At 56.8% G+C, this 14952-nt stretch carries 15 protein-coding genes; 14 read left to right on the top strand and 1 reads right to left on the bottom strand.

What is annotated here, in order from left to right; all coding sequences use genetic code 11:
* Positions 1-6: 6 nt before the first annotated feature.
* The 4 genes from tgt to secF all read left to right on the top strand — a co-directional run bounded on the left by tgt (position 7) and on the right by secF (position 4436).
* Complete coding sequence (tgt, locus tag MDHKLMBL_RS14165) at positions 7-1128, top strand: tRNA guanosine(34) transglycosylase Tgt (RefSeq protein ID WP_053115568.1); 1122 nt, start codon at positions 7-9, stop codon at positions 1126-1128.
* Between the two features lie 29 nt (positions 1129-1157).
* Positions 1158-1520, top strand: coding sequence for a preprotein translocase subunit YajC (gene yajC / locus MDHKLMBL_RS14160; protein ID WP_053115014.1), 363 nt, complete (start codon positions 1158-1160; stop codon positions 1518-1520).
* Between the two features lie 95 nt (positions 1521-1615).
* The gene (secD, locus tag MDHKLMBL_RS14155; RefSeq protein WP_092032821.1) at positions 1616-3490 is read left to right on the top strand and encodes a protein translocase subunit SecD; all 1875 of its coding nucleotides are present in this window, start codon (positions 1616-1618) and stop codon (positions 3488-3490) included.
* Positions 3483-4436 carry a protein translocase subunit SecF gene (gene secF, locus MDHKLMBL_RS14150; protein WP_053115016.1) on the top strand — a complete coding sequence of 318 codons (954 nt, stop codon included), beginning with the start codon at positions 3483-3485 and terminating at the stop codon, positions 4434-4436. Before secD ends, secF begins: the two co-directional genes overlap by 8 nt.
* A gap of 83 nt (positions 4437-4519) precedes the next feature.
* On the opposite strand, the gene MDHKLMBL_RS14145 is transcribed toward secF, so the two are convergent.
* On the bottom strand, positions 4520-5320 hold the full coding sequence (locus MDHKLMBL_RS14145; RefSeq protein WP_053115017.1) for an inositol monophosphatase family protein: 801 nt from the start codon (positions 5318-5320) through the stop codon (positions 4520-4522).
* A gap of 183 nt (positions 5321-5503) precedes the next feature.
* Here MDHKLMBL_RS14145 and trmJ point away from each other — a divergent pair, with 183 nt between their 5' ends.
* The 10 genes from trmJ (at position 5504) to hisS (ending at position 14912) form a co-directional block, all read left to right on the top strand.
* On the top strand, positions 5504-6367 hold the full coding sequence (gene trmJ, locus MDHKLMBL_RS14140; RefSeq protein ID WP_075267705.1) for a tRNA (cytosine(32)/uridine(32)-2'-O)-methyltransferase TrmJ: 864 nt from the start codon (positions 5504-5506) through the stop codon (positions 6365-6367).
* Positions 6360-7133 (top strand): serine O-acetyltransferase, encoded by a 774-nt coding sequence (gene cysE, locus MDHKLMBL_RS14135; RefSeq protein ID WP_053115569.1) that lies wholly within the window; start codon positions 6360-6362, stop codon positions 7131-7133. The genes trmJ and cysE overlap by 8 nt, the downstream gene beginning before the upstream one ends.
* Before the next feature lie 78 nt (positions 7134-7211).
* The gene (gene iscR, locus MDHKLMBL_RS14130; RefSeq protein WP_008174321.1) at positions 7212-7709 is read left to right on the top strand and encodes a Fe-S cluster assembly transcriptional regulator IscR; all 498 of its coding nucleotides are present in this window, start codon (positions 7212-7214) and stop codon (positions 7707-7709) included.
* Between the two features lie 22 nt (positions 7710-7731).
* Complete coding sequence (locus MDHKLMBL_RS14125) at positions 7732-8880, top strand: IscS subfamily cysteine desulfurase (RefSeq protein WP_092032826.1); 1149 nt, start codon at positions 7732-7734, stop codon at positions 8878-8880.
* Positions 8881-8948: 68 nt separating this feature from the next.
* Entirely contained in the window at positions 8949-9377 is a 429-nt protein-coding gene (gene ndk / locus MDHKLMBL_RS14120; protein WP_008174325.1) for a nucleoside-diphosphate kinase, read from the top strand.
* Between the two features lie 63 nt (positions 9378-9440).
* Positions 9441-10553, top strand: a complete 1113-nt coding sequence (rlmN, locus tag MDHKLMBL_RS14115; protein WP_092032828.1) for a dual-specificity RNA methyltransferase RlmN — start codon at positions 9441-9443, stop codon at positions 10551-10553.
* A 74-nt stretch (positions 10554-10627) separates the two neighbouring features.
* Positions 10628-11401 carry a type IV pilus biogenesis/stability protein PilW gene (gene pilW / locus MDHKLMBL_RS14110; RefSeq protein ID WP_008174329.1) on the top strand — a complete coding sequence of 258 codons (774 nt, stop codon included), beginning with the start codon at positions 10628-10630 and terminating at the stop codon, positions 11399-11401.
* Positions 11391-12428, top strand: a complete 1038-nt coding sequence (locus MDHKLMBL_RS14105) for a RodZ domain-containing protein (RefSeq protein ID WP_008174331.1) — start codon at positions 11391-11393, stop codon at positions 12426-12428. The genes pilW and MDHKLMBL_RS14105 overlap by 11 nt, the downstream gene beginning before the upstream one ends.
* 35 nt (positions 12429-12463) lie before the next feature.
* Positions 12464-13582 (top strand): flavodoxin-dependent (E)-4-hydroxy-3-methylbut-2-enyl-diphosphate synthase, encoded by a 1119-nt coding sequence (ispG, locus tag MDHKLMBL_RS14100; protein WP_092032831.1) that lies wholly within the window; start codon positions 12464-12466, stop codon positions 13580-13582.
* A 49-nt stretch (positions 13583-13631) separates the two neighbouring features.
* Positions 13632-14912: a histidine--tRNA ligase gene (gene hisS / locus MDHKLMBL_RS14095; RefSeq protein ID WP_075267707.1), complete on the top strand. Its 1281-nt coding sequence runs from the start codon at positions 13632-13634 to the stop codon at positions 14910-14912.
* Positions 14913-14952: the final 40 nt, after the last annotated feature.

Genomic DNA, 14952 nt, shown 5'->3' with positions numbered 1-14952 from the left:
TGTTTCATGTCGTTCGAAAAACTGGGCGAGGATGGGCGCGCCCGCCGTGGCCGGCTGACGTTTCCCCGCGGAACCGTTGAGACCCCCGCGTTCATGCCTGTCGGCACTTACGGCACGGTCAAGGGTATGCTGCCCCGCGATATCCACGAAATCGGTGCTGAAATCATTCTGGGGAACACCTTTCACCTGATGCTTCGGCCCGGTACTGAGGTGGTCAAGGCCCATGGCGACCTTCACGATTTCACACAATGGCATGGGCCTATCCTGACCGACTCCGGCGGTTTCCAGGTGTTCAGTCTGGGTGAGATGCGCAAGATCACCGAGGACGGGGTTACCTTCCGTTCTCCGGTAGATGGTTCGCCGGTGGAGCTGTCACCGGAGATTGCGATCCAGGTGCAGCGGGATCTCGGGTCGGACATCGTTATGATATTTGACGAGTGTACGCCTTATCCGGCCACCGAGCGTCAGGCAAAAGATTCCATGGAACTGTCGCTGCGATGGGCGCAACGGAGCAAAGATGCCCACGAGGGGAATCCTGCGGCGTTGTTCGGCATCGTTCAGGGCGGTATGTACGAAGGCCTGAGGGACCGCTCTCTGGAAGGGCTTACAGAGATCGGCTTCGATGGCTACGCCATTGGCGGTCTGTCGGTTGGCGAGCCCAAGGAAGACATGATCCGGATTCTCGACCACTTGCCGCCGAAAATGCCGGAAGACAAGCCGCGGTACCTGATGGGCGTGGGCCGGCCGGAAGATCTCGTCGAGGCGGTACGTCGCGGTGTCGACATGTTCGACTGTGTAATGCCTACCCGCAATGCCAGGAATGGCTATCTATTTACGTCAACCGGGATCGTAAAAATCCGCAATGCCCGGCACCGTCATGACACCGCGCCGCTGGACGATCGCTGCGACTGTTATACCTGTAAGAATTTTTCGAGAAGTTATCTCCATCATCTGGATAAATGTGGAGAAATGCTTGGCTCACAACTGAATACCATCCACAACCTCCGGTTCTACCAGAACCTGATGGCTGGATTGCGTGGGGCCATTGAAGCAGGTACATTGTCGGACTTTGTAACCGACTTCTATGCTCTGCGCGGAGAGACCGTTCCGCCCCTGGGCAATGTTTGATCTATTCGCTAAACCAACGGAGATATTCAATGAAAGCTATTAAAATGCTCGTTGCCGGCCTTTTGGCTCTGATGCCTGCTCTTGCCATGGCGCAGGACCCGGCTGCTCAGGGAATGGGTGTTATGGGCCAGGTGATCTTTTTCGCCGGCTTCATCCTGATTTTCTACTTCCTGATCTGGCGCCCGCAGTCCAAGCGTGCGAAAGAGCACAAGGCTCTGATGTCCGGCCTGAATAAAGGTGATGAAGTTGTGACCTCTGGTGGTGTTGCCGGCAAAATTACCAAGGTGACTGACGATTTCATCGTTGTGGAAGTTGCTGACAACGTAGAGATCAAGGTCCAGAAAGTAGCCGTTGCTGCGGCGCTGCCGAAGGGCACGCTCAAGGACATCTGAGCGGGGGCCATTTAGCCGGCCATCCCTGGTGGCCGGTTTGAATCTTCCTGGCTGAAACACCAAGTCTGGCCGCTAGGCCGGCTACAAGGGATCCCATGCTGAACAAGTATCCGCTTTGGAAAAACCTGGTTATCCTGGTCGCGCTCGTGATCGGGTTTATCTACGCTTTGCCCAACCTCTTCCCCGACGACTACGCCATCCAGATTACCGGCGCCCGCAGTAGCACCGCGGTGAATGCCGGTGTGCTCGACAGGGCCGTTGGTGTGCTGGAAAGCCGGGGCATCGAGGTGAAAAGCAGTACTCTTCAGGATCGGGATGCTCTGATCCGTCTCACCAACTCTGAAGACCAATTGCAGGCCCGTCCCCTGGTGCAGGCTGCTCTTGGAAACGAATACCTGGTTGCACTGAATATGGCCGCCTCCACGCCCGGTTGGCTGAAGAGCCTGGGTGCCGGCCCGATGAAGCTGGGTCTGGACCTTCGTGGCGGTGTCCACTTCCTGTTGGAAGTCGACATGGAAACCGCAGTCAGCCAGCGTCTGGATGCCATGTCTGGCCAGATCAAGCGGGAGTTGCGGGAAGAGCGGATCCGCTATCGTGGCGGAGATGTTCAGGATAACCGCGAGATCGTTCTCAGCTTTCGTGATGAAGCCTCCCGCACCGAAGCGTTCAACATGGTGCGTGACCAGTACAACGAATTCCTTCTCGATGAGCAGACCGAGGGTGATGAATTCCTCCTCGTCCTGACGCTCTCCGAGGCTGAGGTCACTGCGATTCAGGACTATGCTCTGGAGCAGAACCTCACAACGATCCGTAACCGGGTGAATGAGCTCGGTGTTGCTGAGCCCCTCGTTCAACAACAGGGTGCCGACCGGATTATTGTTGAGTTGCCTGGCGTACAGGACACCGCACAGGCCAAGCGCGTACTTGGTGCAACCGCGAACCTTGAGTTCCGCATGGAGGCCCGCCAGGACGCCCCCAGCAGCGAGACCGAGGAGTTTGGTTTCCGGGATCAGCCACAGCGCACCGCGCGCCTCGAGCAGGAGGTGATCGCGACCGGTAACAACGTGGCCAATGCCCAGCAGGCGTTTGACGAAAACGGCCAACCCCAGGTCAATATCACCATGGATTCCGTCGGTGGCGACCTGATGAACCGGGCCACCCGCAATGCTATTGGCCGCAGGATGGCCGTGCTGTTCATCGAGTACCGCACGGAAACCGAAACCAGAATGGTAGACGGCGAGCCTCAGGAGGTGGAGAACCGCGTTGTGGAGAAAGGCATAATCAGCCTTGCCACAGTGCAATCCGCTCTGGGCAGCAGTTTCCGGATCACCGGGCTTGATTCCATTCCGGAAGCCGCAGAACTGGCGCTGCTCTTGCGCGCCGGTGCACTTGCCGCCCCGATGTATTTTGTTCAGGAGAGGACCATTGGTCCGAGCCTCGGCCAGAAAAATATAGACGCCGGCATGATGTCCGTTGCGCTTGGCTTCGGGCTGGTGCTGCTCTACATGCTTGTCTACTACCGCGGATTTGGCGTGGTAGCGAACATTGCGCTGACACTGAACCTGATGCTGCTCGTTGCGTGCATGTCGATCCTCTCGGCGACACTGACCCTGCCAGGCATCGCCGGTATCGTTCTGACCGTCGGTATGGCGGTGGATGCCAACGTGCTTATCTTTGAGAGGATAAAGGAAGAGCTGAAATCGGGCGTGCCGCCCCAGACGGCCATCAACTCCGGTTATTCCCGAGCCTTTGTTTCCATCTTTGATGCAAACATCACCACATTGCTGGTTGCCGTGATTCTTTTCGCAATGGGTTCCGGCCCCGTGAAAGGGTTTGCGGTGACACTCTGCATCGGGATTCTGACGTCGATGTTCTCTGGCCTGATGGTCAGCCGGAGCATCGTTAACATTATTTACGGCGGCCGCAGGGTCGAGAAGCTGTCGATCGGAGGAAAGCTCGCCAATGTCTGAAGATCAAAAGCAACCGTTTGATTTTATGGGTTTGCGGAAGATTGCTTCCGTAATTTCCATCTCGCTGATCGTTGTGTCTATCGCGCTGTTGGCCATCCGTGGCTTGAACCTGGGTATGGATTTCACCGGCGGCACCTCTGTTGAATTTGAATATGCAGAGGCTCCGGAACTGGATGAAATCCGCTCCAGGCTGACGGCTGCCGGCTACGAACAGTTTTCTGTTCAGAACTTCGGGGCTGACACCACGGTATTGGTGCGCATGGCTGAAGCTGACAATGATCAGCTGGCACCTGAAGTTACCCGAACCCTCGAGGAGGGGGGCGCGGAGCTGGAATTGGTAAGCTCCGAGTTTGTCGGTTCCCAGGTTGGTGAGGAGCTCAAGGAGGACAGTGGCCTCGGATTGCTGATTGCCCTTGCAGTGGTGCTGATTTACGTGGGTATGCGCTTCCAGTTCAAATTCGGTATTGCCTCGGTGGTGCCTCTGGCTCACGACGTCATTATCGTTCTGGGTGTATTTGCGTTATTCCAGTGGACCTTCGATCTTACCGTTCTGGCTGCGTTGCTTGCGGTCATTGGTTATTCTTTGAACGATACCATCGTTGTTGCTGACCGCATCCGGGAGAACTTCCGCAAAATGCGTGTGGGTGAGCCCTGGGATATCATCAACGAATCCATTCATCAGACCATTGCACGCACCATCAATACATCCGGGACAACGCTTGTCGTGCTTTTTGCGTTGTATTTCCTGGGTGGTGAGGCAATCAACAACTTCGCCCTGGCTCTGATTATTGGTGTGGTCGTCGGTACCTACTCTTCCATATACGTGTCTGCGAATCTGCTGATGGTGATGGGCGTGTCTCGAGATGACCTGATCGTGCCGGCAAAAGAAGGCGCGGAAAATGCCGAAGAAGAAGAGCAGCCGCCGGAGTGGCTGAACCGGATGTAATCGTAGTTGTTCCCCGATTTCCGGGCATAAAAAAACCGCCACACAATGTGGCGGTTTTTTTGTGTCTCAGAGAGCCCGGGAGTTCAGCGGGGCAGACGGCCCCGGAACGGATGCAGGACCTTGAGCACTTCGCGGAACAGCTTCGGGTTTGCAACCACCAGCTGGCGGGCGTTCCCGGTGGACGGATTGCCCGAGAAATCACCGGTCAGGGCACCGGATTCCATGGCCAGAGTGACGCCAAGATCCAGCTCGGCTGCTTCCGGACGGAAGATGATGGCTGCGTCCATCAATCCGGCGGACACACGGGCGATATCCAGCACCACGCAGCCGGAGGTACGGAACATACCGGAATCCCTGGCCAGTACAGCGGCCATTTCGCCCCAGAGCATCGGATCCTCGCTCTTTCGAGCCTGGTCCAGCAGGTTGGTAGCGATGGCGGCTTTCTCCGGAAGCTTGATTTCCGAAGCGCGCACGCGGCGGCTGTTGAGCGCCGCACCATGGCCTCGGCTGGCCGAGTATTCCTCGCCGGTAACGGGGTTAACCAGCAGCAGGTTTTCAGTTCGGTTATTCTTTTTCTGGGACAGGGCCAGAGCGAACTCCGGAATGCCCCGCAGGAAATTTTCACGGCCCAGGACAGGGAAAATATGCCAGCTCTTTTCGCTGGTTCCGGCATCCGCTTCGTTCAGGGGCGCGATGCTGTGGTCCTTGTAGGCTTTTTCGAGCTGTTCGGCAAAATTGTCATAAATAGATTGCTCAACCCGTTCCAGCTGACGACGGCGTTCTGAGTCGTCCTTGCCGGTAGGTTCCTGGCGCTCGAAATGGGCTTTCAGATAATCAGACCCCTGACGCGCGACGCGCAGGGCCATTTTAATAGCTGGTTGCATCTGAGTGTTCATTATCCGGGTGTGTGAAGGCCGGGTATCATAGCAAAAGATCACCCCGCTTGTATGTTTTTTGACTCAGCAATAGCACGAATAACCAGAGGTTACGGGTACTCCGGAGGGGCAGGGTGCCTTTGCTTTCTGCTATCATTGCCGCCCTGATCAATAACCTTGGGCCTGCTAACAATGCATAAAAGCGCACTTCCACAGGAAGGGACGGAAACATTCCAGGATCAGATCCGGATCGTTCTGGTTGAGACATCCCATTCAGGCAATATCGGCGCAGTCGCCCGTGCCATGAAAAATATGGGGCTCGGCAACCTGTGGCTGGTCAACCCGTCTTCGTTTCCGGACGAGGCTTCATACGCCCGTGCGGCGGGGGCTTCAGATGTGCTTGATAGCGCCCACGTGGTGTCTTCGCTCGATGAGGCGCTTGCCGACTGCGTTCTGGTAATGGGTACCAGTGCCCGGGGCAGAAAAGTCCCCTGGCCGGTGTGCGCCCCGCCCGAGGCTGCGGCCGCGGCCGCAGAGCACGCCGGCAGTGGCCCGGTGGCCATGGTGTTCGGCAGGGAGAACCATGGTCTCAGCAACGATGAGCTGCAGCGTTGTCATTATCATATTCATATTCCCTCCAATCCCGATTACAGCTCTCTCAACCTGGCCATGGCGGTGCAGGTCATGTGCTATGAATTGCGGATGTATTACCTCCGAAGCCTTGAAGGCGGTGAGGGAAGCCCATACTTAAAGTCGATGACCCGGCCCGGGGACGAAGGATGGGATGTGCCGCCGGCGAAAGTCCACGATGTTGAGGGCTTCTTCGGGCATCTTGAGCAGGTGCTTATCGATGTTGATTTCCATCGGCGGGAGAACCCCAGGCAGCTTATGACGCGCTTGCGGCGGCTGTTCCAGCGAGCCAGACTTGATCAGATGGAGATCAATATCCTCCGGGGCATCCTCACCGCTGTGCAGAAAGCGTCGGGCACACGGAACAACAGCAAATCAACCGAGGCCGATACTGCGGCGACGGAACAGGACAATGGCCATGTTTGAGCGTTTGCGGGAAGACATTAACAGCGTGTTCCATCGGGACCCCGCCGCCAGGAATACCTTTGAAGTGCTCACCAACTATCCCGGTTTGCACGCACTGCTTTTCCATCGGTTTTCCCATTGGTTGTGGAGTTTGGGATTGAAATGGCTTGCGAGGACCATTTCGACGATCGCCCGTTGGCTTACCGGCATTGAGATTCATCCGGGTGCAACCATTGGTCGTCGCTTCTTCATCGACCACGGCATGGGTGTTGTTATTGGTGAGACTACGGTGATTGGCGACGACGTAACCCTCTATCAGGGCGTTACGCTGGGCGGAACCAGCTGGAACAAGGGTAAGCGGCATCCCACGATTGGCAACAGTGTGGTGGTTGGTGCCGGCGCCAAGATTCTGGGGCCTTTTGAAGTAGGCGAGGGTGCCAAGATTGGTTCAAACTCGGTGGTTACCAAGGCAGTGCCAGAGGGAGCAACCGTTGTAGGTATCCCTGGCCGCGTTATTGTCAAACGCCAGGGCGAAGACGATGCCCGCCGCAAGGAGATGGAAGAGCGAATGGGCTTCGATGCATACGGCGTTACAGAAGAAATGCCGGACCCCGTCGCACGGGCCATGCGCTCGTTGCTTGATCACATGCATGCCGTGGATGACCGCATAGAGAATATGTGCAAGGCGTTGCGCAAGGTGAACAGTGAATACCAGAATGGCGAACTGCCACCGCTCCACGAGGAGGATTTCGATTGCGTGCGAGACGACGAAGAGGTGCGGCGCTGAATACTTGACTGAAATGGTTGGTCAATTCATACTCTGTTCTGCATTTTTGAGATTCAATCCCGCCATGGGGCTGACGCTATGAAGTTGACCACCAAAGGCCGCTATGCCGTTACGGCAATGCTGGATCTGGCTCTGCATGGAGACCAGGGGCCGGTGAGTCTGGCCGATATATCGGCGCGTCAGGAAATCTCACTGTCCTACCTGGAGCAGCTTTTCTCCCGTCTCCGCCGCCAGAAACTGGTTGTCAGTATTCGCGGTCCCGGTGGTGGATACAGGCTCAGTCGTCCTGCGGCTGATCTCTACATTGCCGAAGTTGTTGATGCCGTCAGCGAATCGCTGGATACCACCCGGTGCGGCAACAAAGGCGATTGCCAGAATGGCGAGAAATGTCTGACCCACCACCTCTGGTCTGATCTCAGTGATCAGATTCATCAGTTTCTCAGCGAGATCAGTCTCGGAGATCTGATGAGGAAGCATGAAATTCGCCAGGTTGCGGACCGGCAAAATCGCCGCCAGTCCGACAGTGGCTCTGAAACCATCAATACCGAACGCCTGTCCGATCAGGCGCCGGCCTGACACCAACAAGTTTCCGGAATCCATGAAAAAGCCCGTTTATATGGACTACGCGGCCACCACGCCCGTTGATCCAGCCGTTGCTGATGAAATGATGAAATACCTCACGCTGGATGGTGTATTCGGTAATCCGGCATCCCGCACCCACGCCTATGGTTGGCAGGCAGAAGCCGCAGTGGAAGCTGCACGCAAGAAGGTCGCCAGTCTCGTTCACGCTGATCCGCGGGAGATTGTCTGGACCTCGGGGGCAACGGAATCAGACAACCTCGCCATCAAAGGGGCGGTTGCCGGCCGGCAGGGCGCTCATATCGTTACCTCCAGGATCGAGCACAAAGCGGTTGTTGATACCTGCAAGTGGCTGGAGCATCAGGGTACTGAAGTCACCTGGCTGGAGCCGGCAGCCGACGGAACCATCGGTTTTGATCAGGTGTTGGACGCGCTCAAGGAAAATACCGTGCTCGTCAGCCTGATGTTGGTGAACAACGAGCTTGGAACAATCAATGATATTGCCGCCATTGGTGCCGAATTGCGCCAGAGAGGCATTCTTTTTCACGTAGACGCCGCCCAGGCCGCCGGCAAGATGGCAATTGATGTTGGCTCCATGCCGGTGGATCTGCTGGCGCTTTCCGGCCACAAGGTTTATGGCCCGAAGGGCGTCGGCGCCCTGTACGTCAGGCGGTCGCCAGATGTTCGTATTGAGGCGCAGATTCATGGTGGTGGCCATGAGCGAGGAATGCGCTCCGGAACGCTCCCCACCCATCAGATTGTCGGAATGGGGAAGGCGTTCGAGATCGCCCAATCCGCGCTTGAACAGGAAGTGGAGGAGCTGGAAGCCCTGCGGGAGGCGTTTCTTTCGGGGCTCCGGCCTCTCGAGGGTGTCACTCTCAACGGCAGTGAATCCCGGCGCGTCCCGGGCATAATGAATCTTTCCTTTGAAGGCGTCGATGCGGAGTCCCTCATGCTCGGCCTTCGGGATCTGGCGGTATCCTCCGGTTCGGCCTGCGCTTCAGCCACGGTAGAGCCCTCATATGTGCTTCGTGGCATCGGGTTGAGTGAACAGCAGGCCCATCGTGCGCTGCGCTTTTCCATCGGCCGCTACACCACGAACGAGGAAGTGGCGTTTGCCAGCGCGCAAATAGTTGATGTTGTTAGTCGCCTCCGCGCAGTGCGGTAGGAAGTTTGCCCCGGACTGCGTATAATCGCAGGCCAGAATTTTAACCATCCACAAACTGGAGAAATACCATGGCAACTGAGCGCACGCTCTCGATTATCAAGCCCGACGCGGTCGCAAAGAACGTGATCGGCGAAATTTACAGCCGCTTCGAGAAAGCTGGGCTGAACATCGTTGCTGCCAAGATGATGCACCTCACCCAGGAGCAGGCAGAAGGCTTTTACGCAGAGCACAAAGAGCGTCCGTTCTTTAACGACCTGGTTGCATTCATGACCTCCGGTCCGGTGGTTGTGCAGGTTCTGGAAGGTGAAGGCGCGATCCTTAAAAACCGTGACCTGATGGGCGCGACCAACCCGAAAGAAGCCGAGGCGGGCACTATCCGCGCTGATTTCGCATCGTCCATCGACGCAAACGCCGTTCACGGCTCTGATTCCGCGGCTTCTGCCGAGCGCGAAATCGCTTACTTCTTCAATGACAACGAGATCTGCCCGAGGGGTTGATTGCGTTGATCGGGGGCGATCATCCGGTCGCCTCCGAATTGATTATCTGATCGAGGTTATGAAATGACAGCGGCCGCTGAAAAAACCAATCTCCTGGGAATGCCAAAAGCAAAGCTCGAGGCCTTCTTCGAGTCCCTGGGAGAGAAGCGTTTCCGTGCCACTCAGGTTTTGCAGTGGATCCATCAGCGTGGCGCCGATGACTTCGATCAAATGACCAATATGAGCAAGGCGCTTCGGGAAAAGCTGAAGCAGGTTGCCGAGATCCGTGGTCCTGAGGTGGTGTACGACGAAACCTCCAAAGACGGCACCCGCAAGTGGGTGATGCGCATGGATAACGGCAACAGCGTGGAGACGGTACTGATTCCCGATGGCGAACGCGGCACACTCTGCGTTTCCTCACAGATTGGTTGCAGCCTGGACTGCACCTTCTGCTCCACCGGCAAGCGGGGCTTTAACCGTAATCTGACTGCGGCGGAAATCATTGGCCAGGTGTGGGTTGCGCGCAAGGCCTTCATGCCGTTTGAGCCGGGCCCCGATCGGCCGATTACCAACGTGGTCATGATGGGCATGGGCGAGCCCCTGCTCAATTTTGACAATGTCGTGGACGCCATGAACCTCATGATGGAGGATCTGGCGTACGGGATCTCCAAGCGCCGGGTGACCCTCAGTACCTCTGGCGTGGTGCCCGCGCTGGATCGCCTGTCGGAAGTTACCGATGTTTCACTGGCCATTTCCCTGCATGCCCCGAATGATGAACTGCGTAACAAACTGGTTCCGTTGAATAAAAAGTACCCGATCTCAGAGCTGCTTGCGGCCACCAAGCGGTATTTCGCCCGTTTGCCAGACAAGCGTAAGGCTACAATCGAGTACACCGTTATCGAGGGGATGAACGATCAGCCCGAGCACGCCCGGGAACTGGCGGTGCTGTTGCGGGATCTTCCGTGCAAGATCAACCTGATTCCCTTCAATCCGTTTCCGGAGAGCGATTTCCGGAGACCGAGTATGAATGCCACGCGGCGGTTCCAGAACGTTCTTAACGAAGCTGGCTACATCACCACCATCAGAACCACGCGGGGCGATGACATTGACGCCGCCTGTGGGCAACTGGTCGGGCGGGTCGAGGACAGAACCCGGCGGAGTCAGCGGTATATTCAGGTTCAGCAGGTGAATCCCTGAACCAGATACGTCTTGCAGCCCAATCGAGGAAGGGGACACCCGTGATAACACCACCAGCAAACCGACGTTCATTCGTGTTGGCCACCCTGTTGCTGACCCTGCTGGTTACAGGTTGCGTTACCACTACCGACAGTCGGTTTTCACGGGAAGCAGATCAGCAGGAAGCGCTCGATAACTATGTGAAACTTGCCACGGCCTATATTGGGCAGGGCAATCTTGAACGTGCACGCCATCACCTCGACAGGGCATTGAAACTGGATTCAGATGACCCGGGCGCCAGGGCTGCGATGGGGCTTGTCTATAACGCCGAGGGTGAGCCAGAACTGGCTGAGCGTAATTTCAAACAGGCTATTTCCGAGGATCCAGGGTACACACGGGCGCGGGTTTATTACGGAGCTTTCCTGTTCGGCCAGAACCGGATGGAAGACGCGCGGGATCAATTCCGTGCTGCGTCCCGGGATACCGGTTATCAGGATCGCGGCTCGGTTTTCTTTAACCTGGGCATGACCCAGGAGCGCCTCGGAGAACTGGAAGCTGCGGCCACATCCTATCGCCGCGCAGTGGAGCTGACACGAGGCGATGCACGTTCCCTGCTGGCGCTCTCCCGGGTGTCCGTAGAGACTGGCGACTACGACGACGCGGCACGCTATTACTCGCGACTGATTTCATTGATGCAGCGAAATCAGCGTCTGGTCCACTCACCGGAGAGCCTTCTTACCGGAATCCGCATTGCCCGCTTCTACAGTGATGAAAACCAGGAGGCGAGCCTTGCGCTTCAACTCAGAAACAAATTTCCGGAGTCAGTCGAATACCAACAATATAAGGTGCTGATTTCTAATGGCAACTGAAGAAAACTCACAGCCAGCTATGAAGGAGCCCGTAGGGCGGCAGCTTCAAAAGGCACGGGAGAAAACCGGTCTGAGTACCGGTGATGTCGCAGCAGCGCAGCATTTGCGTCCTTCGGTAATCCAGGCGATCGAGTCGGGAGATTACAGCCAGATTGACAGTGAACTCTTTCTGAAAGGGTATGTCAGGGCTTATGCAAAACAGGTTGGGCTGGACGCAGATGCAGTGATTGCCGACCTCGACCAGGAACTGGAACCCATTCGGCAACAGCGGGAACAGGAGCAGGAAGCCAATCCGCTGGTAGACATCGAACGTCGCAGACGTCGTAAACGTCAGCTTGCCAAGGCTCTGTTTTTCCTGGTGGTGCTGGGCATTGCCGGATACCTTGCTTTCACCTTTCTGGCTCCTTCACAGGGCCCGGCGCCTTCCGAGCCGACGACAGAACCGGAATCAGTGCCGGAGGAGCCTGCTCCTGCTGAAGCCGAGGAATCGGCTGCGTTGGCCGAGCCAGAGCGCTCCGAACCTGTGCTTGTTGCCAGTGCTGAAGAGTCGGAATCGGCAGTTATGGAGGCGGAGGCGCCTACCGTGCAGCAGTCTGAAACAGAAACTGAGGCTCAAGCGCCTGAAACTGACGTTGGTGAAAATCAGTTGCCTGAAAACACACTGGCTACGGACGATGGCGCGGCTGATGCAACCGAGCCTGTTACCGATCAGATTCCTGCGGTCGTCCAGACCCCCGAGCCGGTTCTGGAAGACCCGAATGGGCTGTCGGATGCTTCGGACAACGGTCGACTCCAGATTCGCTTCAGTGACGATTGTTGGGTGCAGATCAGTGACGCAGCCGGTAACCGCCTGGTGAATTCGCTCCAGCGTAACGGGGATCTGATTGATATCGAGGGGCCGACGCCCTTGAGGGTTGTGATTGGCGCAGTCGATGCGGTTGAATCCATCCGTTTCCAGGGCGAGCCAGTGGATATCGGTGGCTACCGGGTTGTTAACAACCGGTCAGAATTCACCCTGACAATCTGAAATTTGATCAAATTTTCCATATCGGTCAGTAAGACATGAAACAGGATTCCCCGATTATCAGACGCAAATCCCGCCAGATCATGGTGGGCAATGTTCCTGTGGGTGGTGACGCGCCGATTGCGGTGCAGAGCATGACCAACACCGAAACCTGTGACGTAGAGGCCACCGTTGGCCAGATCAAGGCATTGCAGGAGACAGGTGCGGACATAGTGCGTGTTTCCGTTCCGTCCATGGACGCCGCTGAGGCGTTCGGGAAGATTCGGGAGCAGGTTTCCCTGCCGTTGGTTGCCGACATCCACTTCGATTACAAAATCGCTCTTCGGGTAGCAGAACTGGGTGTTGACTGTCTCCGGATCAATCCTGGCAATATCGGCCGCGATGACCGCGTCAGTGCCGTGATCAGTGCGGCCCGGGACGGCAACATTCCCATTCGCATTGGTGTGAACGCCGGTTCGCTGGAGAAGTCTCTCCAGCGCAAATATGGCGAGCCGACGGCAGACGCGCTGGTGGAGTCCGCCATGCGCCACATCGATATCCTGGATCGTCATGACTTCCAGGATTTCAAGGTTAGCCTGAAAGCGTCGGAAGTGTTTATGACGGTCGATGCCTACCGTAAGATTGCCCAGCAGATTGAGCAGCCCCTGCACCTTGGCATCACCGAGGCCGGTGGTTTGAGATCCGGAACCGTGAAGTCCTCCATTGGCCTTGGCATGCTGTTGATGGACGGCATCGGTGACACCATCCGGGTATCGCTTGCAGCGGACCCCGTGCAGGAAATCAAGGTGGGCTTCGATATACTGAAGAGCCTGCGCCTGCGCAGTCGCGGTATAAACTTCATCGCCTGTCCCAGCTGTTCCCGGCAGAATTTCGATGTCATCCAGACCATGAATGATCTGGAAGCTCGTCTGGAGGATGTAAACGATTCTCTGGATGTGGCGATCATCGGGTGCATCGTAAACGGTCCGGGTGAGGCGAAAGTGGCGGATCTCGGACTTACCGGCGGGAGCCCCAAGAACCTCTTCTACATGGCGGGAAAGCCGAACCAGAAGCTGGACAACGCGACATTGACGGATGATCTGGAGCGCCTGATTCGCGAGGAAGTGGCACGGCGCAAGGAACAGGAAGATTCGATTATTGCCCGGTCAGACAACTGATTGTTTCCAGTTCCCGGCATAACCATCCAGAAAAAGTTAAGGGTTAACATTGGCAAAGATTCAGGCAATTCGCGGGATGAACGATATCCTGCCGGAGCAGACGCCGGTTTGGCAGTTTGTGGAATCCACGGTTCGCAGAGTACTGGCCCAGTATGGCTACCAGGAAATCCGCATGCCGATTGTGGAACAGACCGATCTGTTCAAGCGTTCGATTGGTGAAGTGACCGACATCGTCGAAAAGGAAATGTACACCTTTGAAGACCGCAACGGTGACAGTCTGACCCTCCGCCCGGAGGGCACCGCCGGTTGTGTTCGGGCCGCCGAAGAGCACGGTCTTCTGTTCAATCAGACCCGCCGTCTCTGGTACACCGGCCCGATGTTCCGGCACGAACGTCCGCAAAAAGGCCGCTATCGCCAGTTTCATCAGATTGGCGTGGAATGTTTTGGCATGAACGGTCCGGACATTGATGCCGAACTGCTCATCTTGACGGCAAGGCTCTGGAAAGAGCTTGGGCTTGCCGAGCATACCCGGCTTGAGATCAATTCCATCGGAACGTCGGAGTCCCGTCGGGTTTACCGGTCCGCCCTCGTGGATTACCTCGGTCAGTTCAAGGCAGACCTGGATGCCGATAGCCAGCGTCGCCTCGAATCGAACCCCCTGCGCATTCTGGATAGCAAGGATCCTTCCACGCGGAAAATCCTCGAAAACGCGCCCAGCCTTGACGACTATCTCGACGAAGAATCCCGCGAGCACTTCGAGCGCCTGAAGGCGCTTCTTGAGGCTGCAGGGGTGAATTATTCAGTGAATCCAGCGCTGGTGCGGGGCCTCGATTACTACGGCAAGACGGTGTTCGAGTGGATTACCGACAGCCTCGGCGCCCAGGGTACGGTGTGTGCAGGTGGTCGATACGATGGCCTGGTGGAACAGCTGGGTGGCAAGCCGACCTTTGCAGTGGGCTTTGCAATGGGCCTTGAGCGCCTTATCCTGCTGCTGGAAACGCTGGAACTGGTTCCTGAGCACGTAAACAGCAATGCCGATGTCTACGTAACGGCGATGGGCGAGGGCGCATTGGCGCCTGCGCTCGTTCTGGCTGAACAGCTCCGGGCAGCCCTGCCAGAGCGTGTGATTGTTTCCCATTGTGGCGGTGGCAGTTTCAAAAGCCAGATGAAAAAGGCAGACCGCAGTGGTGCCAGGTACGCGGTGATTCTGGGCGAGAACGAAGTGGCCAACGGCACCGCCGGGCTTAAACCCTTGCGAGCCGACGAGCCGCAGGCGGAGATCGCCCAGGACAAGCTTGCGGACACTCTGGCAGCGGCGCTGGCCAACTGAATCTGACCAAATTTACTGATACAAAAGCAAAAATTCGACA

The sequence above is a fragment of the Marinobacter flavimaris genome (assembly GCF_002933295.1).
Classification (GTDB): domain Bacteria; phylum Pseudomonadota; class Gammaproteobacteria; order Pseudomonadales; family Oleiphilaceae; genus Marinobacter; species Marinobacter flavimaris.
Note: the sequence above shows the minus strand (reverse complement) of the source record. Positions and strands in the feature narration are given on the sequence as shown.

Bases quoted from the DNA above. Each gene is read 5' to 3' on its own strand.
- tgt (WP_053115568.1), top strand. From the start codon at position 7: ATGTCGTTCGAAAAACTGGGCGAGGATGGGCGCGCCCGCCGTGGCCGG.
- yajC (WP_053115014.1), top strand. From the start codon at position 1,158: ATGAAAGCTATTAAAATGCTCGTTGCCGGCCTTTTGGCTCTGATGCCT.
- secD (WP_092032821.1), top strand. From the start codon at position 1,616: ATGCTGAACAAGTATCCGCTTTGGAAAAACCTGGTTATCCTGGTCGCG.
- secF (WP_053115016.1), top strand. From the start codon at position 3,483: ATGTCTGAAGATCAAAAGCAACCGTTTGATTTTATGGGTTTGCGGAAG.
- MDHKLMBL_RS14145 (WP_053115017.1), bottom strand. From the start codon at position 5,320: ATGCAACCAGCTATTAAAATGGCCCTGCGCGTCGCGCGTCAGGGGTCT.
- trmJ (WP_075267705.1), top strand. From the start codon at position 5,504: ATGCATAAAAGCGCACTTCCACAGGAAGGGACGGAAACATTCCAGGAT.
- cysE (WP_053115569.1), top strand. From the start codon at position 6,360: ATGTTTGAGCGTTTGCGGGAAGACATTAACAGCGTGTTCCATCGGGAC.
- iscR (WP_008174321.1), top strand. From the start codon at position 7,212: ATGAAGTTGACCACCAAAGGCCGCTATGCCGTTACGGCAATGCTGGAT.
- MDHKLMBL_RS14125 (WP_092032826.1), top strand. From the start codon at position 7,732: ATGAAAAAGCCCGTTTATATGGACTACGCGGCCACCACGCCCGTTGAT.
- ndk (WP_008174325.1), top strand. From the start codon at position 8,949: ATGGCAACTGAGCGCACGCTCTCGATTATCAAGCCCGACGCGGTCGCA.
- rlmN (WP_092032828.1), top strand. From the start codon at position 9,441: ATGACAGCGGCCGCTGAAAAAACCAATCTCCTGGGAATGCCAAAAGCA.
- MDHKLMBL_RS14105 (WP_008174331.1), top strand. From the start codon at position 11,391: ATGGCAACTGAAGAAAACTCACAGCCAGCTATGAAGGAGCCCGTAGGG.
- ispG (WP_092032831.1), top strand. From the start codon at position 12,464: ATGAAACAGGATTCCCCGATTATCAGACGCAAATCCCGCCAGATCATG.